This is a genomic window from Stenotrophomonas sp. ISL-67 (assembly GCF_018612915.1).
GTDB lineage: Bacteria > Pseudomonadota > Gammaproteobacteria > Xanthomonadales > Xanthomonadaceae > Stenotrophomonas.
Genome location: NZ_JAGGRL010000006.1, coordinates 162,023 through 186,130 on the forward strand (window position 1 = coordinate 162,023; position 24,108 = coordinate 186,130).

A 24,108-nucleotide genomic window follows, 5' to 3' on the forward strand; every position below is an offset into this window, starting at 1 on the left:
CAAAAAACAAACCCCCTTGCGGGGGTTTCGCGGATGCCCTTAGGGATCACTCCCATCAAACGGCCAAGGCCTGTAACCAGTGGCGGCATCTGAACACTTCAGGCCTTCGCCCAAAGCTCCGTATACATCCAGATGAGGCCATATTACTCCGTGCTGGACCGAAAGTGTGAAGGAATCGCAACAGCTAGGTCCTGAGCGGTCTTCGGCTTTCGAAGCGCTCAGGCACAGCGAAGGGGAACGGTGGGCCGGGCTCTGCCCGACTGCCTCTACGCTACGAACACCAGCCGCAGCGCAAACCCGATCAGCAGCACGCCCATCACCCGTTCAAACCAGTGGCTGGCGCGCAGGAAGCGCTGGCGGACCGCTGCTGTGGAGAGGGCTACGCTCACCAGGACGAACCACGCTGCGTTGACCAGGCACATCCACAGCCCGTAGAGCATCTGCACGGGAAGCGGTGTCTTGGCGCTGACCAGCGTGGTGAACACTGCAAGGAAGAACAGGGTCGCCTTGGGGTTCGTTGCGTTGGTCATGAACCCGATGACGAATGCCTCCCTAGGGGTTTGCCGCACACCCTCACTCGACCCATCGAGCGTCGCCTCGGCACCCGTGCTGGGCTTGCTGCGGAGGAACTTGATGCCAAGGTAGAAGATGTATGCCGCGCCGAGCCACTTGGCAGCGGTCATCAACCAGGGGGTTGTGTGAAGGAGTGCACCTACGCCTATCAGGGTGTAGAGGACGTGGACCGAGATGCCTGCGCCTATTCCTAGTGAGGTGTAGATTCCTGCCTTTCGGCCGAAGCGTACGCTTTGGCGGACGGCTACGGCGAAGTCTGGGCCTGGGGCTATTACTGCAAGCAGGTGGACTATTGCCAGGCTGAGGAATTCTGCCCAATAAGGTGCAAGCACAGTCAGCTCCAGAACGAGAGAGGGCTGGCCGACCCACGATAGCCAACGAAGCAGGACAGACTAAGACGCGTCGCATCCAGACTGGGCGAAACCGCGTGCATGCAGTTGGAATTGAACAACAAAAGATCGCCCGCTTCGGGCTTTACCTCCACTGTTGGCTTCCCAAGCAGGGCTGGATCAATGCCGTAGCTGCCGCCTCGCATGGTGTCGAACTCTTCTACGGAAATTTCGGTGTCCCATATCTGTAGTGCCCCGCCTTCGAGCGGCATTGAAAGGTACACATTGGCCGTGAGCTGGGCGCGCAGGCTGCGCGCCTCGAAGCTGTCCGGGGCATCCTTGGAGAAGATGTCGTGATGCGCCAACATTGGAACGCCCGGTTCGACCACTCTCGAAAGCCCGACGTACATCTTCCTGCCGTAAAGCGTCTCCAGCTTTGCGCCTGCAGGCCATACTTCGTCTAACGTACACCGCAGCATGTCCATGGGAGATAGGTATGGGGCGCAACGCCCTCTTAGTTCCCTAATATTCTTGGCGGCATCGTCGAAGTACTCATGGATCCGCACCGGATCGTTTTCCGTCTCATAGAACGCGAGCCCGATCCTGCCGATGCTCGATGCGTTTAGGTACTTGTCGAACCCCTTGGTAAGAATTCCCTCTTTCAAGGTTTCGGCCAGTTCCTCTGTAATGAACTGTTTCCAACGAACCGCAAGCAGCTCTCCACTTGCGAGCTTCTCAATACAGGATGCGTCCAAAGCCTCAATTTCTGCGATCACGATTCTCTTCCATGCAATTCGTCGGCGGGAGTGAAGATTGAACCTGACGTTGGTCGATTCGGTAGCCATCGCGGGTACGCGAAACGCGCCCCCTTCTTCACATCGAGATCACATCGTCTTGGACGAGATTGCTCAGCGGTCGGAACTACTTCACATTTCTGCAGAGCGGTTCGGCAGTCACTGGGGAATGGGATACACGTCGCGGACGATGAGTGCGTTCGCGCTCAGTTTCCGCAGTATGGACCCCAAGAGTGAGAGTTCGCAGAACGATCTGCGGCAAGACGATCTGTCGCCTTCAGACCCGCGTCCTTCCGTACGCTGACGTCGGATGAGACGCCCGTGCCTTTGTCGTACGGATACCCAAAGCACGCACCAGGAAAGATCCGTTCAGGGGCACCGAACCGCCGACGGTAGACCCTGCCGCGTGCAGTTTGTCATTGGCTACCGCGTGGCAGACCACCGCACGGTTTTCGTCCAACATCATGAAGGCCGGCCAACGGCCGGCGCTACCGGCTTGCTTGCGACTGTGGGGGTCGCTATCGGAAGACTACGGTGCGGTGGCCGTTGAGGATGATGCGGTGTTCTACGTGCCTGCGTACGGCGCGGGCCAGTACCTGCGATTCGGTGTCGCTGCCGAGGCGGACCAGGTCGCGCGGGGTCATGGCGTGGTCTACCCGCGCTACGTCCTGTTCGATGATCGGGCCTTCGTCGAGATCGGACGTCACGTAATGGGCCGTTGCGCCGATGATCTTTACCCCGCGCGCGTGCGCTTGGTGGTACGGCTGCGCGCCCTTGAAGCTGGGCAGGAAGCTGTGGTGGATGTTGATCGCCCGCCCGGCCAGCGCCTGGCACAGACGCGGTGACAGTATCTGCATGTACCGCGCCAGCACCACCAGGTCGATCTGTTCGCGTTCGACCAGGTCGATGATCTGTTGTTCCTGCACGGCGCGGCTGTCGGCGTTCACCGGCAGATGGTGGAACGGGATGCCGTAGGAGCCAGCCAGTGCGCCAAAGTCTTCGTGGTTCGATGCGACTGCCGCGATATCCACCTTGAGTTGCCCGCTGTGGGCACGGAACAACAAGTCATTGAGGCAGTGCCCCTGCTTGCTGACCAGCACCAGCAGGCGCGCACGGCGGCGGGCGTCGTGCAGCTGCCAGTCCATTTTGAAATCTTCCGCCAAGCCGGCCATTCGGGTCTGGATCGTTTCTATGGGCTGGCGAGGGTCGCGGTCGAAATGCACGCGCAGGAAGAAGCGGCCGCTTTCGTCGTCGCCGAATTGCTGGGCATCGAGGATGTTGCAGCCCTGCTCGAACAGCAGGCCGGAGACGCGGTAGACGATGCCGGTTCGGTCCGGGCACGAGAGGGTGAGGATGGAGTCGGGGCGCATGGGTTGAGTTTAGTGGAGCGGTGCGGCCCTCTGGAGAGACGATGTCAGTTGCAACCAATTGGTGGGGGTGTTGATGGATTTGGAGCAGCGGACTAACAGTCCGCTCTACAGCGGCGCACCGCCGACGGATGGATGCCACATCGGGTTCAGCGCGGTGGGTGCACGGTCAGCGCTACGAGTCGCATCACCAGCGGGCGCACTGCTAGTACGCAGCAGAAGGCGGTGGGCATGGCCAGCTGGTAGGCACCGAGTACGCGGGCGGGGAAGTCGGCGTTGATGCCGGCGTTGGCGGCGGTGATCACCAGGCACATCAGCATGGCCATGATTGAAGCCATGAAGAAGGCGAATACGTAGGGGGTGGTGCGGGGGCTGAGCTTCCAGCGGCGCGGCACAGTATGGGCGTCGGTCATCGGGCGGGTCCTTGGAGAGGCAGCCGGGGTGGCTGCAGGGTCGGCACGATAGGTGGGCGCTCGCGGCGGCGGTAGAGCGCGCGGCCTTGGCTCTTTGTAAAGCGGATCTTTGCAATGAGGCGCCATAATTGGCGCGATCATGAATATTCTTCAGTCAATCCGCAGCTTCGTCCGTACCGCCGATGCCGGCAGCCTGGCGGCGGCGGCACGCTCGCTGGGAATCAGCCCGGCGGCGGTGGGGCAGAACATCGCGCGGTTGGAGGCGCACCTGGGGGTGCGGCTGTTCAACCGCACTACCCGCTCGCTGGCGCTGACCGAACGCGGTGCGCGCTACCTGGCGGAGGTGCGGCATATCGAGCGCGACCTGCAACGCGCGCAGGCGGCGGTGACGGACCCGGACGCTGTGCCGCAGGGACGGCTGCGCATTGCCAGTACGTCGGCCTTTGGCCGCCACGTGCTGGCGCCGATGCTGCCGGCGCTGCAGGCACGCCATCCCGGGTTGGACATCGAGCTGCTGCTGGCCGACCGCAGCGTGGACCACGCCCGCGAGGATGTGGATGTGAGTTTCCGGATCGAACCGCAGCTGGTGGATGGGCTGGTGGCGCGCCCGATTGCGCAGGTGCCGTTCGTGGTGTGCGCGGCGCCTTCGTACCTGGCCCAGGCCGGTGCGCCGGACACGCCGGAGGCGCTGCGCGCGCATCGCTGCCTGGTCTTTCGCTATCCGGTGGATGGGCGGTTGCTGCCGTGGGGATTTGTGCGCGATGGAATCCGCTTCGAGGCGGAGATGCGGCCGGCGCTGGTGTCTGATGACATTGATGCGATTGCGGCGATGGCGGCGGCCGGGGGTGGTATTGCGCGCTTGGCAGCGTTCGTGGCGGCGCCCTGGTTGGCGCGCGGGGAATTGCAGGTGTTGTTCGCGTCGGGCGATGGGGCGCGGACGTCGCCGGAGCCGATGCGGGTGTTTTTGTGTGTGAGCGACAGGCGGGATCTTACGCCGAAGGTGCGGGCGTTGATGCAGCATGTGGCGGGGGGGTTGCCGGCCGCGTGGCGGGTGGATGTTGCGTGAGGTCGGGCAACGCACGACCAACGGTCGTGCGCTACCGGGGTGCTACGCCGTGGGTGCGGTGAACACGCCGCGCGCTTCACGCGGCTCGCAACGCAGGTACTGCGGGGCGGGGGTGACCGAGTCGCCCAGCGCGGCGGCGGCGTGCCACGGCCAGCGCGGTTCGTAGAGGATGCCGCGTGCCAGCGCGACGGCGTCGGCGTGGTTGTGGCGCAGGATCGATTCGGCCTGCGCCGGGTCGGTGATCAGGCCCACCGCAATGACCGGCATGCGCACCTTGGCCGCCTTGATCGCGGCGGCGAACGGCACCTGGTAACCCGGTTCGAGCGCGATCTTCTGGCGCGCATCCAGGCCACCGCTGGAGACGTGCAGGAACTGGCAGCCACACAGGTCCAGGATCTGGGCCAGGGTGGTGCTCTGTTCGATGTCCCAGCCGCCGTCTACCCAGTCGCTGGCGGAAATGCGCACGCCCACGCTGATGCGGTCGGAGACCGCTGCGCGCACGGCGTCGAACACGCGGATGAGCAGGCGCATGCGGTTTTCCAGCGAACCGCCGTACTCGTCCTGGCGCTTGTTGCTGAGCGGCGACAGGAACTGGTGCAGCAGGTAGCCGTGCGCGGCGTGCAGTTCGATCAGGTCCAGGCCGGCGCGTTCGGCGCGCTTGGCGGCAACGGCGAAGGCTTCGACCACGGCGTCGATGCCGGCTTCGTCGAGGGCTTCGGGGGTGGGGCCGTTGGCGGCGAACGGCAGCGCCGAAGGTGCTTTCACGGTCCAGCCGTTCGGATCGGTCGGCGGCAGCGGGCCACCGCCGTCCCACGGGCGCGCCGAGGAGGCCTTCCGGCCGGCATGCGCCAGCTGCACGCCGACCGGCATGGGCGACCAGCGCTTGACCGAGGCGATGACGTCGGTGAGGGCGGCTTCGGTGGCGTCGTCCCACAGGCCCAGGTCGGCGTAGCTGATGCGCCCTTCCGGCAACACGGCGGTGGCTTCCAGGATCAGCAGGCCGGCGCCGGATTGGGACAGCTGGCCGAGGTGCTGGACGTGCCAGTCGTTGGCCAGGCCGTCGGTGGAGGAGTACTGGCACATCGGGGCGATGACGATGCGGTTGGACAGCGTCAGCGGTCCGAAGGAAACGGGGGAGAAGAGCTGGCTCACGGGCGGGCGACTCGGGGGGATGATGAAACCGGGGGGGTATTGCACCCGGAAGCGGGGGTGCAGGCAACCGTTTGTTTGGAACGGTGTGGGTAGCGGGGCAGAGCCCCGCTCTACCGGGGGTCGCGCGAAGTTGGCCGCGCGTTAGACCGATACGGTGGCTGGGAGGAGGAAGGACAGGGCTTCTGCGCAGGATTGTTCTACTTTCAGGGTTAGCAGGTCGTCGGCGCGGGTGCGGCCGAGGTTGAGGGCGGCTACCGGTAAGCCCGCCTTGGCGGCGGTCTGGACGAAGCGGTAGCCGGAGTAGACCATCAGGGAGGAGCCGACTACCAGTACCGCGTCGGCGTTCTGCAGGTGGGCGTGCACTGCGTCGACCCGGGCGCGCGGTACGTTTTCGCCGAAGAAGACGACGTCTGGTTTGAGGATGCCGCCGCAGAGCGTGCACGCCGGCACGTTGAAGGCGCTGAAGTCCACGCCTTCGAGGTCGGCATCGCCGTCGGGAGCCTGGGCGGCGTCGAGCCGGTCCCAGCCGGGGTTGGCGGTGAGCAATGCGCGCTGGAACCCCTCGCGGGCGCTGCGGGCTTCACAGCCCATGCAGCGCACTTGATCGAGGCGGCCGTGCAGGTCGATCACCGCCGCGCTGCCGGCACGCTGGTGCAGGCAGTCCACGTTCTGGGTGAGCAGCACTTCCACCTGGCCACGCGCTTCCAGCGCGGCCAAGGCGGCGTGGGTGGCGTTCGGCCGGGCCTGCCCGAAGCGCGGCCAGCCGAGCAGGCTTCGCGCCCAATAGCGCTGGCGGGTGGCGGCCTCGCCCATGAAATCCTGGTAGTTCACCGGTGGGGTGCGCTTCCACTGGCCGTCGGCATCGCGGTAATCGGGAATGCCCGAATCGGTACTGCAGCCGGCGCCGGTGAGGACGAACAGGCGGCGGGCGCGGTGGATGAAGTCGGCCAGGGGCGTGGGCATGCCAGCAAGATGGGGACGATTGCAGGCTTCGCAATCGCCCCTGCCCGTTCAGGGTCCGGCGATATCGGCCGGCAGTGCGGGCACGGCGGTGGGGTTGCGGTTCTCGTCCAGGGCGATCATGACGAAATGGCCGCGGGTGCAGAGCCTGCGCTCGCCGGTATGCAGGTCTTCGGCGATCAGCTCCACTTCCACCTTCATCGAGCTGCGGCCTACTTCGACGATGCGGCCCACGGTTTCCACCATCTGGCCGACGTTGATCGGCAGCTTGAAATCGACCTGGTCCGAGCGGGCAGTGACCACGGTATGGCGCGAGTAGCGCGCGGCGGCCAGGAACGCGGCCTTGTCCATCCACGCCAGCGCCTGGCCACCAAACAGGGTGCCCATGTGGTTGGTGTGGTTGGGGAAGACGATTTCGGCCATGCGCACTTCGGTGGGCGGGACGACATCTGGGCTGGCGGTCATGGGGGGCGGCCGTAAGAAGGGGGTCGGGCGGATGATACGGCAGCGGCGGTGAGGCGGTGAACAGCCACGCAGGGCGTGGCGCTACGGACATGAAAAACCCCGGAGGCGCCGGGGTTCGTCGGGACACGATCTGAGCGGGATCAGAACGACATGTCGAAGGAAACTTCACCCTTCACGCCGACCTGGTAGGCCGAGGAACGACGTTCGAAGAAGTTGGTCAGCTCCTGCACGTCCTGCAGTTCCATGAAGCTCAGCGGGTTGCGCACGTTGTACTTCTTTTCCATGCCGAGGCGATGGAAGTGGTTGTCGGCGCAGTGCTGCAGGTACTGGCGCATGTCGCGGGTGGAGATACCGGCCACGCCGCCGGACAGGACGTCCTCGGCGAACTGCACTTCGCATTCGATCGCTTCGGCGAGCATGTCATAGACCTGCTGCTTCATCGCGTCGTCGAACAGGTCCGGTTCTTCTTCGCGGATCACGTCCACGCATTCGAAGGCGAACTCCATGTGCGCGCTTTCGTCGCGGAACACCCAGTTGGTGCCCGAGGCCAGGCCGTTGAGCAGGCCGCGCGAACGGAAGTAGTACACGTAGGCGAAGGCGGCGAAGAAGAACAGGCCTTCGATGCACGCGGCGAAGCAGATCTGGTTGAGCAGGAACTGGCGGCGCTCGTCACGGGTTTCGATGCGCTTGAGGCCCTGGATCGAGTCGATCCACTTGAAGCAGAAGTCGGCCTTCTTCTTGATCGAGTCGATGTTCTCCACCGCGTCGAACGCCTTGGAGCGCTCGTCCGGATCGGGCAGGTAGTTGTCGAGCAGGGTCAGGTAGAACTGCACGTGCAGCGCTTCTTCGTACAGCTGGCGCGACAGGTACATGCGCGCTTCGGGCGCGTTCAGGTGCTGGTACAGGTTCAGCACCAGGTTGTTGGAGACGATCGAATCGCCGGTGGCGAAGAACGCGACCAGGCGGTGGATCAGGTGGCGTTCGCCCGGCGACATCTTGCCGTGCAGGTCGCTGATGTCGATCTGGAAGTTGATCTCTTCCACGGTCCAGGTGTTCTTGATCGCGTTGCGATACATGTCATAGAACTGCGGGTAGCGCATGGGGCGCAGGGTCAGTTCAAAACCGGGATCGAGCAGCATTTGGCTGGGCTTGTCGGCCATGGGTGTTTCGTCCTTCAAAAGCATGCACCGATCAACGATGGGTACACGCCGTGTGTTTGGGGTCGCCAGGGTTGGCGGAGGGCCGGCCAACGGCCGGCGCTACCGGGTTTCCGGTCCAGCGGTGTGCCGGCCGTGGGCCGGCACGCCTCTTATTGGCACGCCTCGCAGGCTTCCGGGTTTTCCAGCGAGCAGGACACGGCTTCGACCGGGGTGTAGCTGCTGACGGTGGTCTTGGCGATCTTGGTGGCCGGGCGCGAACGCAGGTAGTAGGTGGTCTTGATGCCCTGCTTCCAGGCGTACATGTACATGGAGGACATGGCGCCGATGTTCGGGCTTTCCATGAACAGGTTGAGCGAGGCGGACTGGTCGATGAACGCGCCGCGCTCTGCGGCCATGTCGATCAGCGAACGCATCGGCAGCTCCCACGCGGTGCGGTATACGTGGCGCAGCGTTTCCGGAATCTGGGCGATGCCCTGGATGGAGCCTTCGGCCAGCTTGATGGCGTCGCGCATTTCCGGGGTCCAGTGGCCCAGCTTCTTCAGCTCGTTCACCAGGTAACGGTTGACCTGCAGGAAATCGCCCGAAAGCGTTTCGCGCTTGAACAGGTTGGATACCTGCGGTTCGACGCACTCGTAGCAGCCGGCAATGGAAGCAATGGTCGCGGTCGGGGCGATGGCGATCATCAGCGAGTTGCGCAGGCCGTGTTCCTTGATGCGCTCACGCAGGGCATCCCAGCGCGCGCTGTCTTCGGGCACCACGTTCCAGGCGTCGAACTGCAGCTCGCCGCTGGCCGCACGGGTGTCGGCGAAGGACGGGTGCTTGCCGCGTTCCTGGGCCAGTTCAACCGAGGTTTCCAGGGCGTGGAAGTAGATGGTCTCGGCGATCTTCTTCGACAGCGCGCGGGCTTCGGCACTGTCGAAGGCCAGGCGCTTGCGGAAGAACACGTCCTGCAGGCCCATGCAGCCCAGGCCGACCGGGCGCCAGCGCAGGTTGCCGCGGCGGGCCGATTCGATCGGGTAGAAGTTCAGGTCGATCACGCGGTCGAGCTGGCGCACGGCCAGGCGCACGGTGTCGGCCAGCTTGTCGTAGTCGAACTCGCCGTGGGCATCGAAATGGTTGCCCAGGTTGATCGAGCCCAGGTTGCACACCGCGGTTTCTTCAGCCGAGGTGATTTCCAGGATTTCGGTGCACAGGTTGGACAGGTGGATCACGTTGCCCGCGCGCAGGGTCTGGTTGCTGGCGCGGTTGCACTTGTCCTTGAAGGTCATCCAGCCGTTGCCGGTCTCGGCCAGGGTACGCATCATGCGCGAGTACAGCTTGCGCGCGGAGATGGTGCGGTTGGCCTTGCCCTGTGCTTCGGCCTGCAGGTAGGCCTGCTCGAAGGCTTCACCGAACAGGTCGGTGAACTCGGGCACCACGCGCGGATCGAACAGCGACCATTCCTGGTCAGCTTCGACGCGCTTCATGAACAGGTCCGGGATCCAGTTGGCCAGGTTCAGGTTGTGCGCACGGCGCGATTCGTCGCCGGTGTTGTCACGCAGTTCGAGGAAGTCCTCGATGTCGGCGTGCCAGGTTTCCAGGTAAACGCAGGCCGCGCCCTTGCGCTTGCCGCCCTGGTTCACCGCGGCCACGGACGAATCCATGGTCTTCAGCCACGGCACGATGCCGTTGGAATGGCCATTGGTGGACTTGATCAGCGAGCCGCGCGAACGCACGCGGGTGTAGCTCACGCCGATGCCGCCGCTGAACTTGGAGAGCTGGGCGATGTCGCCGTACTTGGAATAGATGGATTCCAGCGAGTCCTGCGGCGAATCGAGCAGGAAGCACGAGGACAGCTGCTCGTGGGTGGTGCCGGAGTTGAACAGGGTCGGGCTGGACGGCAGGTAGTCCAGGTTGCCCATGCGCTTGTACAGCGCCAGGGTTTCGGCCACGTCTTCGCTCAGCGCGCTGGCGATGCGCAGGAAGAACTGCTGCGGGGTCTCGATCACCTTGCGGGTATGCGGGTGGCGCAGCAGGTAGCGGTCGTACAGGGTACGCAGGCCGAAGTAATCGAAGTTCAGGTCCAGCCCGATGTCGATGGCATCGTTGAGCTTGCGCGCGTTGGTCTGCACGAAGTTCAGCAGGCGGTCGTTGATCAGGCCCACTTCGTGGCCACGGCCGACCGACTGCGAGAACGCGTGGATTTCCTGGCCCGACACTTCCTTGGCGATGTAGTTGGCCAGCAGGCGCGCGGCCAGGCGGCCGTACTCGGGCTCTTCACCGATCAGCAGGGCGGCGGTGCGGATGGACAGCTCGTCCAGCTCCTGGGTGGTGGCGCCGTTGTACAGGCCGGAAATGGTGCGGGTGGCCACGCGCATCGGGTCGACCGCGTGCAGGCCTTCAGCCGAACGCTGCACCGCGCGCACGATCTTGTTCAGATCCACCAGTTCGGTCGTGCCGTTGCGCTTGGTGACGCTCATCGCCGTATTGGTCGGCGGCGAAGTCAGCAGGAATTCGCTTTCCTGGTCGGTGGCTGCGCTGGTTTCGGTGCTCACGGCGGTTTCCTCTTGGCGTGATTTGGAGTGGTGCGGGGTCGCCTGCTCGGTAGGCGTGGGACCGGTGCGCTCAGCGCTCAGGGTGGACTGTCGGTGTCGCATGGGACGCGACCGGCGCAACGGCGCTGCGGTCGCTTCCTTGCTTCACCGGTCATCTCCCCCCGGAGACTGGCGCTACCAGCGCCGCACCCTGCACGGCATGCGGTTGTCGGTGGGTGTTGGGGCCCTTGGACCCTTCGACTTGTGGTCGAAAGGACCGACAGCCACAAGATAGTGGGGGTATATGGACGCGTCAACGCCAAATGTAGTGAAACGGGGCAATCCCTTGCGGCGCAAGGATTCGTCGTTCGGGACGTCCGACGGACGGTCGCGACCTGTCCAAAGCGAATGCGCAGTCAAGGGTTCAGGGCGACTTTTGATGCGATTCAAGGGTTCGAAAAACGGAACGATCGGGCGTCACGCGGGCGTAACAAAATGGGCGTGTTCGGGTTCCGCGAAGCCAGGCAGGGCGTGGCTCTACGGCTGAATACCTCGTTACGCCCTGTGGGGCGTACCGAGGTATTCAGCGCTCTGCATTTCTATGAGCCGCGAGGCGGTGCGCTCGAAGGCGCCCTGCAGGCGGGTGCCGGTGTACAGCGCCACGGGGGCGTCGGTGGCGGTGCAGACCAGATTGACGTGGCGGTCGTACAGTTCGTCGATGAGGTTTACGAAGCGGCGCGCGGCATCTTCATTCATGCGGTCGAAGTGCGGGATGTCGCCCAGCAGCAGCGTGTTGAACTCGCGGGCGATCTCGATGTAGTCCGACGGGCCGCGCGGGCCTTCGCACAGGGCCTTGAAGTCGAACCAGACAATGCTCTTGCCGCGTGCGCGCACCGGGATCTTGCGCGCCTCGATTTCGATGTTGCCCGGCTTGGGCGGCTGGCCGCCGCTCAGCGCGGCCCAGCGGGTGGCCAGCCAGGCATCGCTGTGTTCGTCGCGCGGGGCCTGGTACACCGGCGAATGGGTCAGGGCGCGCATCCGGTAATCTTCGGTGCCTTCGGCGTACAGCTCCACGCAGTAGGTTTGCAGCAGGCCGATGGCAGGCAGGAAGCTGTCGCGCTGCAGGCCGTTCAGGTACAGGTTCTCCACCGCCGTGTTGGAGGTGGTGACCAGGGTGACCCCTTCGGCGAACAGGCGCTCGAGCAGGCGCGCCAGCAGCATGGCATCGCCGATGTCGGTGACGAAGAACTCATCCAGCACCAGCACCCGCAGCTTGCTGCGCCATTCCTGGGCGATCCGGGCCAGCGGGTCGCTCTGCCCCTGGTGCTCGCGCAGGCGCTCGTGGATGCCGCGCATGAAGCGGTGGAAGTGGGTGCGGTACTTCTGCTCTATCGGCAGCCCGTCATAGAACAGGTCGACCAGGAAGGTCTTGCCGCGCCCTACCCCGCCCCAGAAGTACAGGCCCTTGACCGGGTCCGGCTTCTTCCAGAACGCCGAGAGACGGTCCAGCCAGCCGTCTTGGGCGCTGTCGACCAGGGCCAGGTGGATGCGGTCCAGCTCGGCCAGGGCGGCGTGCTGGGCCGGGTCGTTCTGCCATTCGCCCCGGGCCACGCCGTCGGCGTAGCGCTGCGACGGGGTCATTGCGGTGTCGCTCATGCGGTGGCGCTGTCCGGGTTGGGCAGCCAATGCTTGAGGCCGTGGGTGAGCGCGCCGCGCAGGTCGATCAGCTTGCGGTGGAAGAAGTGGCTGGTGTCGGGCATGCGCACCAGCTCATGCGGCGCGCCCAGGCTGTCCAGCCAGTTGTAGACGGCCTGCGGGTCGACGATTTCGTCCTCTTCGCCCTGGATCACCAGCCAGTTGGCCGGCGGCTGCACGCCATCGAAATCCCAGCGCCCGGCGGGCGGGGCGATCGAGACCAGCACCTGCGGCTGCAGCTCGGCGGCCGCACGCAGCGCGACGAAGGCGCCAAAACTGAAGCCGGCCAGCCATAGGGTGGCGTCGGGGCGCTGTTCGCGCACCCAGGCCACCACGGCCTTGAGGTCGTCCTGCTCACCCACGCCGTGGTCGAATTCGCCGGCCGAGGTACCCACGCTGCGGAAGTTGAAGCGCACGGTGGCGATGCCCAGCTCGCGCAGGGTGGTGCCAACCATGGTCACCACCTTGTTGTGCAGGCTGCCGCCCTCGGTGGACAGCGGGTGGCAGATCACCGCCACCACCGGCTGCGCGGGCACATCGGCCTTGGGCAGGTCGACCGCCACGTCCAGCGCGCCGACCGGGCCGGCCAGCTGCAGGGTGGTGCTTTCATTGGGGAATGAGGGATTGTGCATGGCGTCATAATACCGCTCCCCCGCGGGCTGCACGGCCGCGCCTGCCTGGAACCCCATGTTCTATCTGCTTTTCAGCGTGGTCTGCAGCGTGCTGGTGTCGGTGCTGCTGAAGCTGGCCGCGCGCCGCCAGCTGGATGTCGCCCAGATGGTGACCTGGAATTACCTGGTGGCCGCCGCGCTCACCGCCGGGGTGCTGCGCCCGCCGCTGGACGCGCTGCAGGCCGGGCACGCGCCGTGGCCGGCGCTGCTGGTGCTGGCGGTGGTGCTGCCCTCGCTGTTCCTGGTGCTGGGCCGCACGGTGGCGGTGGCCGGGATCGTGCGCACCGATGTGGCGCAGCGGCTGTCGCTGCTGCTGTCGCTGTTGGCTGCGTTCCTGTTCTTCGGGCAGACCGCGACCCCGCTGAAGCTGCTCGGGCTGGGGCTGGGGCTGGTGGCGATGCTGGGCATCAGCCTGCGTCCGCGTGGGCCGGCCGTGGCCGGCGACGCCGGCAGCTGGCGCTGGCTGCTGGCGGTGTGGGTGGGCTTTGCGCTGGTGGATGTGCTGCTCAAGCAGGTGGCGCTGTCGGGTACGCCGTCGATGGCGGCGCTGCTGGCGTGCTTCAGCATCGCCTTCGTGCTGATGCTGGGGATGCAGCTGTGGCGGCATGCCAGTGGCCGCAGCCGGTTGAGCGCGCGCAATGTCGGCGCCGGGGCGCTGCTGGGCCTGCTCAACGGCGGCAACATTCTTTTCTATGTGCACGCGCACCAGGCGATGCCGGACAGCCCGGCCACGGTGTTTGCCGGGATGAACATCGGCGTGGTGGTGCTGGGGGCGCTGGTGGGGGTGTTCGCGTTTGGCGAGCCGACCACGCGGTGGAACCGCGCGGGATTGGTGTTGGCGGTGGTGGCGATCGGGTTTATTGCGTGGGGGTAGGTGCGCGCGAAAGGCGGCCGGGCAGAGCCCGGCGCTACGATCGGACCACACCATGGCGGTAGAGCCGGGCTCTGCCCGGCTGATCGTTACTTGTCGAAACCCAGGATCAACGGGTCGTGGTCGGAACTGCGCCACGGGCCGGCTTCGTTGCGGTCGCGGTACCCCACGTCGTCGGCTTCGTCGGCGTTGATATGCCATTCGGCCGCGCCGCGCAGGCGCTTGGCCATGCCGGGGCTGAGCAGGGCGTGGTCGAGGCGGCCGGTCATGCCGTTGTACACGTAGCTGTAGGGGCGCTCGACCTTGGCCACGGCGAAGGCGTCGCGCCAGCCGGCATCGTGCAGGGTGCGGATCGGCGCTTCCATCGCATAGGCATTGAAGTCGCCCAGCAGGATGGCATCGGTGGTGCCGGCGCCGGTCGGGTCGGTGCCCAGCCATTGGTTGAGCAGGCGTGCCGATTCAACCCGCGTAGCGTTCCAGCAGGCCTGGCCGTCCTTCTGGTCGGCATCGGCGCCTGCGGCTTCCGAGCAGCCCTTGGACTTGAAGTGGTTGGCCACCACCACGAACGGCGCGCCCTTGCCGGCGCGGAAGGCCTGGGCGAGCGGCACGCGGCTGTGCGGGCCGAACGGGCCGGTTTCCAGCACGGCGGGAGCGCCGACCGGGGTCACCCGCGCGCTGCGGTAGATGATGCCGACCCGGATCGGGTTCCCGCCGGGGCCCTTGCCGGCGTCGATGAAGCTCCAGTCGCCCTGCCCGCCCGGCGCGGCATTGAGCGCGCGGACGAATTCGGCAACCGCCGACTGCGGGCCGTAGCCGTCGTTTTCCAGTTCCATCAGCGCCGCCACGTCCGCGCCGAGCGCGTTGACAGTGGCCACCAGTTTGGCGGTCTGCGCCTGGTGTTCGGCCAGGGTGCGGGCGCCGCGCAGGGTCGGGTAACCGCCGCCCTGGCCGTCACCGTTGAAGAAATTTTCCAGGTTGAAGGCGGCCACCTTCAGCGCGCCGGGCACCACCGGGGCGGCGGGGCGGCCCAGCGCCGGCAGCTGCAGCGGCGTGGTCACCTGCAGGCGCGGGGTGCCCTTGGCGTCCACCCGGACGATGCCTTCCACGTTGCGCAGCACGGTGCCGGTGCGCAGGTCGGGGTTGGCCGGCAGGTACGCCACCGCGCCGGGGTCGCGCGCGTCGCTGCCGTCATCGAGCACCAACCGGCGGCGCTGGTTGTCGGCGATCACCCTGGCATGCGCGTCGGTGCCGGGGGCGGCCACTTCGCTGGGCTGCCAGAGCCGGCCATTGAAGGCCACGGTGAGTTCGCCGAAGCGGGCCAGCCCGTCGGTGCCGGCCAGGGTCAGCGGGGCGGCGATGCGCACGTGCTGGCCGTCGAGCGCGCGCCAGTCACTGGGCGCGGCGGTGAGGTTGATGGAGGCGGAGGCGGCCGGGGTCGATGCGGTCGGTTTGACCTGCGGCTGAGCCTGGGCGAACGCGGTGGCGGGCAGCAGCAGCGACAGGGCAAGGGCGAGGGAGCGACGGCGCATCGACGGCGATTCCGGAAACGGGTGCACAGGGTAATGCGGAATTGTGGCGGGAAGCGGTCGCGGGTGGGAATTTGGGCGGGTTTGGCAAAGCCGCGCGGGGTGGGACCGCGTGGGACACGCATGGCGGGTCGCCGGTGGTGCACAGGGCGCGCCGCGGCCCGGCCTGGCGTAGAGACACGCCATGCGTGTCCCACGCGATGCCGGATGCCAGGCGGTACCCGCCCCGCCGGTTATTTCAGGTTTGCCAGCATCCAATCCACGGTGGCGTGGATCTGCTCTTCGCTCAGGCCGGGGTTGCCGCCCTTGGGCGGCATGATCCCGCCATCCGGGCCGGTGTAGCCCTCAAGGGCGTGCTTATAGAGCGTGTCCTTGCCTTGGGCGAGGCGCTCGTCCCAATGGGCGTGGTCCAGGGTCGGTGCCTGGCCGACGCCAGTGGTGTGGCAGGCGGTGCACAGGTTGTCGAAGATCACCTTGCCGTCGGTGGTGCCGCCATAAGCGACCTGCGATGCGGCTTTGGCCAATGCAGCAGCCTTGGCAGCAGCCTGGTCAGCGGCACCGGTGGCGCCGGCATAGACCGCACCGGCCGGGGCAATGCGCAGTTCGGTGCGCTTGGCCGCCTGGGGCGAGACTTCAGGGGGAATACGGGTGTGCAGGTACGCGGCGAACAGGATCAATCCGAGCGTTATGGCCACCAAAAGGGCAATGACCATGGAAAAGCGTTTCAGGAACTCGAGGTCGTAATTCCGCACTCTCTGTTACCCCTGGCTGGTAGTCGTTGGACCACGGCTTGTCGGTCGAGTATGACCAGCGTCGGCAGCGATCTGCAAGCCGATCACCCAGGTAAGGGCCAGCGGCTGACTGCCGCAATGCAACATCTGCGGCGTTCAAGCGCCCGCCGCGCGCAGGCAGAAAACGCAGATCGATTCGACCAGCGCGGTCTGGTCACCGTGCGCATCGCGGCTGGGCGCGGTGGGCCCAACGAGCGCTTCGGTGAATGCCCCGACGATGCAAGCGGCGGCCACATCGGTGTCCTGCGCGGGAAAACTGCCTGCTTCGATGCCATCGGCGACGATGCGGCGGAACACATCACCGAACAGGCGACGGCAGCGGATGCGCTCGGCTTCCACTTCCGGGTCGACCGGCTCGGCGATGAAGGCATAGGCCAGCCCGGGGCCGGCCAGTGCGCGGCGCACGAACGCGGTGATCGCCCGGCGCAGGCGCTCCGGCGCGGGCACCGGTTCGGCCGCAATGGCCTCGAAGATGCGCAGTTCGTGTTCGACCGCGTCGGTCAGCACCTCCACGAACAACTCGGCCTTGGACGGGAAGTGCCGGTAGATCAGGCCGGTGGATACCCCCGCCTCTGCCGCCACGGCGGTCACCGGGGCATTGCGGTAGCCGCCGGCCGCCACCAGGCGCCGGGTGGCCAGCAGGATCCGTTCGCGGGCTCCGGCCAGGCGTTCTTCCATCAAAGCTGAGCGTTTGTAGGCCATTTGTTGATTCTATGTTCAATTTTTGAATTTGTGTTCACTTTTACCCCCGGGAGGACTAGGCTGGGAGCATTCGACCCCTTCCAGCCGTTGCGGAGCCGCCTGATGCACGTCCCCACCATGAACTTCGACCTCGGCGAAGAGATCGACATGCTCCGCCAGAGCGTGGCCCATTTTGCCTCGGCCGAGATCGCGCCGCTGGCGGCCAAGGCTGACGAGGAGAATCTGTTCCCGCATCCGCTGTGGCGCAAGCTCGGCGAGCAGGGCCTGCTCGGCCTGACCGTGGAAGAAGAATACGGCGGCAGCGGCATGGGCTACCTGGCCCACGTGGTGGCGATGGAAGAAATCTCGCGCGCCTCCGGCGGCATCGGCCTGTCCTACGGCGCGCATTCAAACCTGTGCGTGAACCAGCTGCGCAAGAACGGCACCGAAGAGCAGAAGCAGCGCTTCCTGCCCGGCCTGTGCAGCGGCGAAAAAGTCGGCGCGCTGGCGATGAGCGAACCGGGCGCCGGTTCGGACGTGGTGTCGATGAAGCTGCGCGCGGACAAGCGCGGCGACCACTACGTGCTCAACGGCAACAAGATGTGGATCACCAACGGCCCCGACGCCGACGTGCTGGTGGTGTATGCCAAGACCGACCCGAATGGCGGCGCCAAGGGCATCACCGCGTTCCTGGTCGAAAAGGGCATGAAGGGTTTCTCGACCGCGCAGAAGCTGGACAAGCTGGGCATGCGCGGCTCCAACACCTGCGAGCTGGTGTTCGAGGACTGCGAAGTGCCCGAAGCCAACGTGCTCGGCACGGTCGGCGGTGGCGTGAACGTGCTGATGTCCGGGCTGGACTATGAGCGCGTGGTGCTCTCGGGCGGCCCGCTCGGGCTGATGGCCGCCGGCATGGATGTGGTGATGCCCTACGTGCACGCGCGCAAGCAGTTCGGCGAGGCGATCGGCACGTTCCAGCTGATCCAGGCCAAGCTGGCCGACATGTACGTGGGCCTCAACGCCTGCCGCGCCTATGTATATGCGGTGGCACGCGCCTGCGACCTGGGCCGCACCACCCGCCAGGACGCGGCCGGTGCGATCCTGTATTCGGCCGAGAAGGCCACCTGGCTGACTGGCCAGGCGATCCAGATCCTGGGCGGCAACGGCTATATCAACGAATACCCGACCGGACGTTTGTGGCGCGATGCCAAGCTGTATGAGATCGGTGCGGGCACCTCCGAGATCCGCCGCATGCTGATCGGCCGCGAACTGTTCCAGCGCACCAAGTAAGGGCGACACCATGACTGTATTGAGCACCCAGCTGCAACCGGGCAGCGAGACCTTCGAGGCCAACCGCGCCGCATTGCAGGCAGTGGTGGACGACCTGCGCGCCACCCTGGCGCAGACCGCGCTGGGCGGCACCGACGCGGCGCGGCAGAAACACACCGCGCGCGGCAAGCTGCTGGTGCGCGACCGCATCGATGCCCTGCTCGACCCGGGCAGCGCGTTCCTGGAGATCGCGCCGCTGGCCGCGCACGGCATGTATGGCGACAACATCGCCAGTGCTGGCGTGGTGGCCGGCATCGGCCGCGTGTCCGGGGTGGAATGCGTGATCGTGGCCAACGATGCCACGGTCAAGGGCGGTACCTACTACCCGATGACGGTGAAGAAGCACCTGCGCGCGCAGGAAGTGGCCGAACAGAACCGCCTGCCGTGCATCTACCTGGTGGATTCGGGTGGCGCGTTCCTGCCGCTGCAGGACGAGGTGTTCCCCGACCGCGACCATTTCGGCCGCATCTTCTACAACCAGGCCAACCTCTCCGCGCAGGGCATTCCGCAGATCGCCTGCGTGATGGGCTCGTGCACCGCCGGCGGTGCGTACGTGCCGGCGATGAGCGATGAAACGGTGATCGTGCGCGAGCAGGGCACCATCTTCCTGGGCGGCCCGCCGCTGGTGAAGGCCGCTACCGGTGAAGTGGTCACGGCCGAGGAACTGGGCGGTGCCGACGTGCACACGCGCATTTCCGGCGTGGCCGATCACATGGCCGACAACGACCTGCAGGCGCTGGCGCGGGTGCGCGCGATCATCGCCCAGCTCAACTGGCGCAAGCCCGAGCCGGCGTTGGCGGTGCAGGCACCGGTGGCACCGCGCTACGCCGCGGACGAGTTGTACGGGGTGATTCCGGCCGATACGCGCAAGCCCTACGACGTGCGCGAAGTGATCATGCGCGTGGTGGACGATTCGCGCTTCGACGAGTTCAAGCCGCGCTATGGCAACACCCTGGTGACCGGTTTCGCGCACCTGCACGGCTACCCGGTGGGCATCATCGCCAACAACGGCATCCTGTTCTCCGAGTCGGCGCTCAAGGGCGCGCACTTCATCGAACTGTGCACCCAGCGCGGCATTCCGCTGGTGTTCCTGCAGAACATCACCGGCTTCATGGTTGGCCGCAAGTACGAACACGGCGGCATCGCCAAGGACGGGGCCAAACTGGTGATGGCGGTGGCGTGCGCGAAGGTGCCCAAGTTCACCGTGGTGATTGGCGGTTCGTTTGGTGCCGGCAACTACGGCATGTGCGGCCGCGCGTATTCGCCCAACTTCCTGTGGATGTGGCCGAACGCGCGCATCGGCGTGATGGGCGGCGAGCAGGCCGCCAGCGTGCTGGCCACGGTGAAGCGCGATGGCATCGAAGCCAAGGGCGGGCAGTGGTCGGCGCAGGACGAAGACACGTTCAAGACGCCGATCCGCGACCAGTTCGAGCAGCAGGGCCACCCCTACTACGCCAGTGCACGGCTGTGGGACGACGGCGTGATCGATCCGGCCGACACCCGCCGGGTGCTGGGCCTGGCGCTGTCGGCCAGCCTCAACGCCCCGGCCCGCAAAACCGACTTCGGCGTGTTCCGGATGTGATCCGGCCCATTGGCATGCGCAACGAGACTTCCATGTTCACCAAGATCCTGATCGCCAACCGTGGCGAGATTGCCTGCCGTGTCATCGCTACCTGCCAGCGCCTGGGCATTGCCACGGTGGCGGTGTATTCCGACGCCGACCGCAACGCGCGGCATGTGCGACTGGCCGATGAAGCCGTGGCCATCGGCCCGGCCCCGGCGCGCGAAAGCTACCTTCGTGCCGACGCCATTCTGGAGGCGGCGCGCCGCACCGGTGCGCAGGCGATCCATCCCGGCTACGGCTTCCTCTCCGAAAATGCGGACTTCGCCCAGGCCTGCGCGGAGGCCGGCATCGTGTTCATTGGCCCGTCTGCTGCGGCAATCCGCGCGATGGGCGACAAGAGCGCGGCCAAGGCGCTGATGCAGCAGGCCGGCGTTCCGCTCACCCCCGGTTATCACGGCGATGCGCAGGATCCTGCGTTCCTGCGCGGGCAGGCTGATGCCATCGGCTACCCGGTGCTGATCAAGGCCAGCGCCGGTGGCGGCGGCAAGGGCATGCGCAAGGTGGAGGACAACGCCGCCTTCGTCGAGGCGCTGGCCAGCTGCCAGCGCGAGGCGCAGTCCGCGTTCGGCAATGCGCACGTGCTGGTGGAGAAGTACGTGGAGCGCCCGCGCCACATCGAGATCCAGGTGTTCGGCGACAGCCACGGCAACGTGGTGTACCTGTTCGAGCGCGACTGCTCGGTGCAGCGCCGCCACCAGAAGGTGCTGGAAGAAGCACCGGCGCCGGGGATGACCGCCGAGCGCCGCGCCGCGATGGGCAAGGCGGCGGTGGATGCCGCGCGCGCGGTGAACTACGTGGGCGCAGGCACGGTGGAATTCATTGCCGGGCCGGATGGCGATTTCTACTTCATGGAAATGAACACCCGCCTGCAGGTGGAGCACCCGGTCACCGAGTGCATCACCGGCACCGACCTGGTGGAATGGCAGCTGCGCGTGGCCAGCGGTGCGCCGCTGCCGCTGCAGCAGGAACAACTGCAGATCAACGGCCATGCGCTGGAAGCACGGCTGTACGCTGAAGATGCCGACAAGGGCTTCCTGCCCTCCACGGGCACCCTGCGCCACCTGCGCCTGCCATCCGGCAGCGCGCACGTGCGCGTGGATGCGGGTGTGGAACAGGGCGATGCGATCACCCCGTTCTACGACCCGATGATTGCCAAGCTGATCGTCTGGGACGTGGACCGCGATGCCGCACTGCGCCGCATGCAGCAGGCATTGGCCGAGTGCGAGGTGGTGGGCGTGACCACCAATGCCGCGTTCCTGCGCCGACTGGTGATGACCGATTCGTTCGCGAACGCGAAGCTGGATACCGCATTGATCGAACGCGAGCAGGCCGCGCTGGCGCCGCGTGTGGGCGACACCGATGCCGCGCTGTGGGCGCTGGCGGCAGTGGCGGCGCTGGGTACCGATGCGCCTGCTGCTGCCGATGCACGCGACCCGCATTCGCCGTGGCAGGCCCGTGATGGCTGGCGGCTGGGCCAGCGCGCGGCGCGCCGGCTGACGCTGGAGCATCGTGGCGACCAGCAGGTGGTGGCGGTTGAAGGGCACGGCGAGGTGTGGTCGATCGAGCTGGCCGGCACCACGGTATCGGCACAGGGCCGGATGACCGGCGAACAGCTGGCGTTGCAGGTAGGAGAGAACCTGCACCGCGCCCGCGTGGTACGCGACGGCAGCGAGCTGTATCTGTTCGGCAGCAACGGCGTGCAGCGCTTCACCCTGCATGACCCGGTCAGCGAGGCTGACCAGGGCGTGGCCGACGCCGGCAGCCTGGTCGCGCCGATGCCGGGCCGGATCGTGGCGACCCTGCTGGTGCCGGGCACCCAGGTCGTGCGCGGCACGCCGTTGCTGGTGCTGGAGGCAATGAAGATGGAGCACACGCTGCAGGCGCCGGCCGATGGCACGGTGCAGGGGTACCGGGTGAAGGCGGGCGACCAGGTGGCCGACGGCGCGGTGCTGGTGGATTTTGAAGCCTTGGCGTGACATGCGGCAGGATCGCCACCCGCGTTCAATGGGTGGCCGCTGAGGGGGCTTGGCGGAACTGGCGTTGGCGGACGCAGGATGTATGATCCGTGCGGGGCCCCCTCAGCGTCTCCACCCGTCGTGGCCGGTGCCCCATCACTGGTAGCCAAAGTCTCGCCCTTGCGGTTGGCTCGATGTACTGCCGTGGCGGCCGATGGCGACTTGACTCATTCGAACGCAGGGATGTTCAGATGACCTCGACAAGCGCACCTCTACCGGCAGACACCGTTCGCCAGCTTCTTGACCTGTTGACCAGCGATGATGGATTCCGCGAGACGTTCTCCGCCAACCCGTCGCAAGCGCTCGCGACGCTGGGCGTCGACACGGACATGACCCGGAACTGCTGTGACCCGATTGCCAGTCTTGCGTCCAAGGACGAATTCCAGGCAATGCGCGATGAGATCACCAAGCAGCTCCAGGTAAAGGCCGCGTTCCGCATTGTGTTCTGCTTCGAGGCCGGCGGCCCGGCGCCGCAGCTGGGGTGGCAGCCGGTAGTTTCCGATCTTCGCCTGGACCACGCGTCATCGGTATCTGCCCGCGCCTGATGCGCATCCCGTAGTCTCGATATACAAGGAGAGTCTTCAATGCACGCTGTTTCCATGCACCCCGCCCCCGAAGCATCCAGCAAGCCCGCCATTCCGCCAGACGTTGCGATCGCCTTGCTGAAGGCGCTGAGCAGCGACGACGCCTTCCGGCAACTGTTCAAGTCGGACCCGCGAAGTGCGTTGAGCGAGGTGGGCTTTAAGCTGCCCGTCGGAGCAGCGACGCCGATGTGCATGATGGTTGGCGAACTGGCAAGCAAGGAAGAAATATTGGATGCATACGACGCCCTTTACTCGCACCTGACCGGAGCCACCCGCGCATCCATGACCGTGATTTTCACCTTCGCGCATGGCCACGGCAGCGAGGCAGCAAACTCAGCGGAGTAACGCTTCAGGACTGGACGTTCCATATGCGGCCGGCGGGATCCATTTCCGCCGTCTGCATCCGCGTGGAACGCCAACCAAAGCCACACACCGCCAGTGGCCCTTCTCGCATGGGCTCCAAGCCAAGCAGCCGTTCCGCCTCTTCCTCATTGATGGCAGCGGTCACGAATGCGCCCAGGCCATGAAGCGTGGCCTGCGTGTAGATGGCTTGGGAAATATGCCCTGCATCCAGCACCACTGCGCGATAGGCCTTGGCATGCTGCCTGTACTTCCAGAAATTCCGTTCAAATCGACATACCAGAATGACCAGCGCATGTGCATCTGCGAACCAGTGCTGTCCCGACAGCAGCCGCTTGGCAAAACCGGACGCTGATTCCGGCTGGTTAACCAACCCCAGTTCGTGCGCGACCGGGTGGTAGTGATAGAGACCAGACGTCAATCCTTCCACGGACTGGACAAGGACATATGCCTCCATCGGGTGAAGACCACCCGCAGAGGGCACATTCTTCTTGAGGAAACGCACGCCCGGCTCCGGGTCCACGTGCGATTGCGCCATCAGGACGTGTTCCAGCATTGCTGCCAGCAAAGACATTGGCAACGGACGCGAGACATCGAAGTTGCGACACGTAGTACGGCCGGAGAGCATTTCGTCCAACTGCGTGCCGCAATGCCTGGGCAGCGCAACTGCATTATCGCATCGAGGCAGCACTTCTTCGGGCGGAACGCCCAGCTGGCGCACGAGGTCCTGTGCGGTTACAAGCTGATGTCGCTCCATCTCGGACACACTATCCACCCCCGCCCATCGGGAGTGACGATGGAACAGGGCACCGAGAGGCCACCAGTTGGAAGCACGCATCACCCTGTCCGCTGCGCCGTGCGAACCCTGATCGTCGGCATCGCTGACCAGAAGCCCGCGATCAACAAGGCGCAAAACCTGCTCGCGTCTGGAAGGATCGTCAGGCAGCGCCTGCCAGTGTTGCGCACTGCATTCCAACAGCAGCTGGGCATCACTGGTGTCGATTCTGCAGGGCTCGTCCATATGGCCTGTCAGCGCCATGATCTCCCGCTCGAAATGAAGGCCACTACCACCTTCGAGCAGGTTCTGCAGACTGAACCCGGCGCGTTCCTGCGGCTCTACGAACAGCACCTGGCAGCGGCGGAACTTCATGCAAGCGGCCTGCGATCAATTG

22 protein-coding genes are annotated in these 24,108 nt (G+C 65.9%); 7 read left to right on the plus strand and 15 right to left on the minus strand.

The genetic code is table 11. The annotated features are described in order from the left end of the window. Positions 1–266: 266 nt before the first annotated feature. From J7J08_RS08470 to J7J08_RS08485, 4 genes are all read right to left on the minus strand, one after another. The gene (locus tag J7J08_RS08470; protein ID WP_214903906.1) at positions 267–905 is read right to left on the minus strand and encodes a LysE family transporter; all 639 of its coding nucleotides are present in this window, start codon (positions 903–905) and stop codon (positions 267–269) included. Between the two features lie 2 nt (positions 906–907). Then, a complete protein-coding gene (locus tag J7J08_RS08475; protein WP_214903908.1) occupies positions 908–1,678 on the minus strand; it encodes a 2OG-Fe(II) oxygenase in 771 nt (256 codons plus the stop codon). Between the two features lie 536 nt (positions 1,679–2,214). Beyond that, a complete protein-coding gene (purU, locus tag J7J08_RS08480; protein WP_214903911.1) occupies positions 2,215–3,066 on the minus strand; it encodes a formyltetrahydrofolate deformylase in 852 nt (283 codons plus the stop codon). A 146-nt stretch (positions 3,067–3,212) separates the two neighbouring features. Continuing rightward, on the minus strand, positions 3,213–3,476 hold the full coding sequence (locus J7J08_RS08485; protein WP_214903914.1) for a DUF2798 domain-containing protein: 264 nt from the start codon (positions 3,474–3,476) through the stop codon (positions 3,213–3,215). Between the two features lie 139 nt (positions 3,477–3,615). Here J7J08_RS08485 and J7J08_RS08490 point away from each other — a divergent pair, with 139 nt between their 5' ends. After that, positions 3,616–4,542, plus strand: coding sequence for a LysR family transcriptional regulator (locus tag J7J08_RS08490; protein ID WP_214903917.1), 927 nt, complete (start codon positions 3,616–3,618; stop codon positions 4,540–4,542). 42 nt (positions 4,543–4,584) lie between these two features. Here the strand turns inward: J7J08_RS08490 and J7J08_RS08495 are convergent, their stop codons facing one another. The 7 genes from J7J08_RS08495 to J7J08_RS08525 all read right to left on the minus strand — a co-directional run bounded on the left by J7J08_RS08495 (position 4,585) and on the right by J7J08_RS08525 (position 13,119). After that, complete coding sequence (locus J7J08_RS08495; RefSeq protein ID WP_214903920.1) at positions 4,585–5,694, minus strand: NADH:flavin oxidoreductase/NADH oxidase; 1,110 nt, start codon at positions 5,692–5,694, stop codon at positions 4,585–4,587. A gap of 141 nt (positions 5,695–5,835) precedes the next feature. Continuing rightward, on the minus strand, positions 5,836–6,657 hold the full coding sequence (locus J7J08_RS08500; protein ID WP_214903923.1) for an NAD-dependent protein deacetylase: 822 nt from the start codon (positions 6,655–6,657) through the stop codon (positions 5,836–5,838). Positions 6,658–6,705: 48 nt separating this feature from the next. Continuing rightward, positions 6,706–7,119: an acyl-CoA thioesterase gene (locus J7J08_RS08505; protein ID WP_214903926.1), complete on the minus strand. Its 414-nt coding sequence runs from the start codon at positions 7,117–7,119 to the stop codon at positions 6,706–6,708. A 140-nt stretch (positions 7,120–7,259) separates the two neighbouring features. Further along, positions 7,260–8,279, minus strand: a complete 1,020-nt coding sequence (locus J7J08_RS08510) for a ribonucleotide-diphosphate reductase subunit beta (RefSeq protein ID WP_214903929.1) — start codon at positions 8,277–8,279, stop codon at positions 7,260–7,262. A gap of 149 nt (positions 8,280–8,428) precedes the next feature. Further along, on the minus strand, positions 8,429–10,813 hold the full coding sequence (locus J7J08_RS08515; protein ID WP_214903932.1) for a ribonucleoside-diphosphate reductase subunit alpha: 2,385 nt from the start codon (positions 10,811–10,813) through the stop codon (positions 8,429–8,431). Between the two features lie 534 nt (positions 10,814–11,347). Continuing rightward, positions 11,348–12,448 carry a cell division protein ZapE gene (gene zapE, locus J7J08_RS08520; protein WP_214903935.1) on the minus strand — a complete coding sequence of 367 codons (1,101 nt, stop codon included), beginning with the start codon at positions 12,446–12,448 and terminating at the stop codon, positions 11,348–11,350. Then, positions 12,445–13,119 (minus strand): alpha/beta fold hydrolase, encoded by a 675-nt coding sequence (locus tag J7J08_RS08525; RefSeq protein WP_214903938.1) that lies wholly within the window; start codon positions 13,117–13,119, stop codon positions 12,445–12,447. Before J7J08_RS08525 ends, zapE begins: the two co-directional genes overlap by 4 nt. Before the next feature lie 55 nt (positions 13,120–13,174). On the opposite strand from J7J08_RS08525, the gene J7J08_RS08530 reads away from it, so the two are divergent. Then, entirely contained in the window at positions 13,175–14,032 is an 858-nt protein-coding gene (locus tag J7J08_RS08530; RefSeq protein WP_214903941.1) for an EamA/RhaT family transporter, read from the plus strand. A gap of 86 nt (positions 14,033–14,118) precedes the next feature. On the opposite strand, the gene J7J08_RS08535 is transcribed toward J7J08_RS08530, so the two are convergent. From J7J08_RS08535 to J7J08_RS08545, 3 genes are all read right to left on the minus strand, one after another. Continuing rightward, positions 14,119–15,558, minus strand: coding sequence for an ExeM/NucH family extracellular endonuclease (locus J7J08_RS08535; protein ID WP_214903944.1), 1,440 nt, complete (start codon positions 15,556–15,558; stop codon positions 14,119–14,121). 230 nt (positions 15,559–15,788) lie between these two features. Further along, the gene (locus J7J08_RS08540) at positions 15,789–16,307 is read right to left on the minus strand and encodes a c-type cytochrome (RefSeq protein ID WP_214903947.1); all 519 of its coding nucleotides are present in this window, start codon (positions 16,305–16,307) and stop codon (positions 15,789–15,791) included. 135 nt (positions 16,308–16,442) lie between these two features. After that, on the minus strand, positions 16,443–17,048 hold the full coding sequence (locus J7J08_RS08545; protein ID WP_214903950.1) for a TetR/AcrR family transcriptional regulator: 606 nt from the start codon (positions 17,046–17,048) through the stop codon (positions 16,443–16,445). A 102-nt stretch (positions 17,049–17,150) separates the two neighbouring features. Between J7J08_RS08545 and J7J08_RS08550 the strand changes: the two genes are divergently transcribed. The 5 genes from J7J08_RS08550 (at position 17,151) to J7J08_RS08570 (ending at position 22,921) form a co-directional block, all read left to right on the plus strand. Beyond that, complete coding sequence (locus J7J08_RS08550) at positions 17,151–18,314, plus strand: isovaleryl-CoA dehydrogenase (protein ID WP_214903953.1); 1,164 nt, start codon at positions 17,151–17,153, stop codon at positions 18,312–18,314. 10 nt (positions 18,315–18,324) lie between these two features. Further along, positions 18,325–19,935 (plus strand): carboxyl transferase domain-containing protein, encoded by a 1,611-nt coding sequence (locus J7J08_RS08555; RefSeq protein ID WP_214903956.1) that lies wholly within the window; start codon positions 18,325–18,327, stop codon positions 19,933–19,935. Positions 19,936–19,967: 32 nt separating this feature from the next. Then, on the plus strand, positions 19,968–21,953 hold the full coding sequence (locus J7J08_RS08560; protein WP_214903960.1) for an acetyl/propionyl/methylcrotonyl-CoA carboxylase subunit alpha: 1,986 nt from the start codon (positions 19,968–19,970) through the stop codon (positions 21,951–21,953). A gap of 230 nt (positions 21,954–22,183) precedes the next feature. Then, positions 22,184–22,537, plus strand: a complete 354-nt coding sequence (locus J7J08_RS08565; protein ID WP_214903963.1) for an NHLP-related RiPP peptide — start codon at positions 22,184–22,186, stop codon at positions 22,535–22,537. A 39-nt stretch (positions 22,538–22,576) separates the two neighbouring features. After that, on the plus strand, positions 22,577–22,921 hold the full coding sequence (locus J7J08_RS08570; RefSeq protein WP_214903966.1) for an NHLP-related RiPP peptide: 345 nt from the start codon (positions 22,577–22,579) through the stop codon (positions 22,919–22,921). Between the two features lie 4 nt (positions 22,922–22,925). On the opposite strand, the gene J7J08_RS08575 is transcribed toward J7J08_RS08570, so the two are convergent. After that, positions 22,926–24,086, minus strand: a complete 1,161-nt coding sequence (locus J7J08_RS08575) for a putative peptide maturation dehydrogenase (RefSeq protein ID WP_214903969.1) — start codon at positions 24,084–24,086, stop codon at positions 22,926–22,928. Positions 24,087–24,108 lie beyond the last annotated feature (22 nt).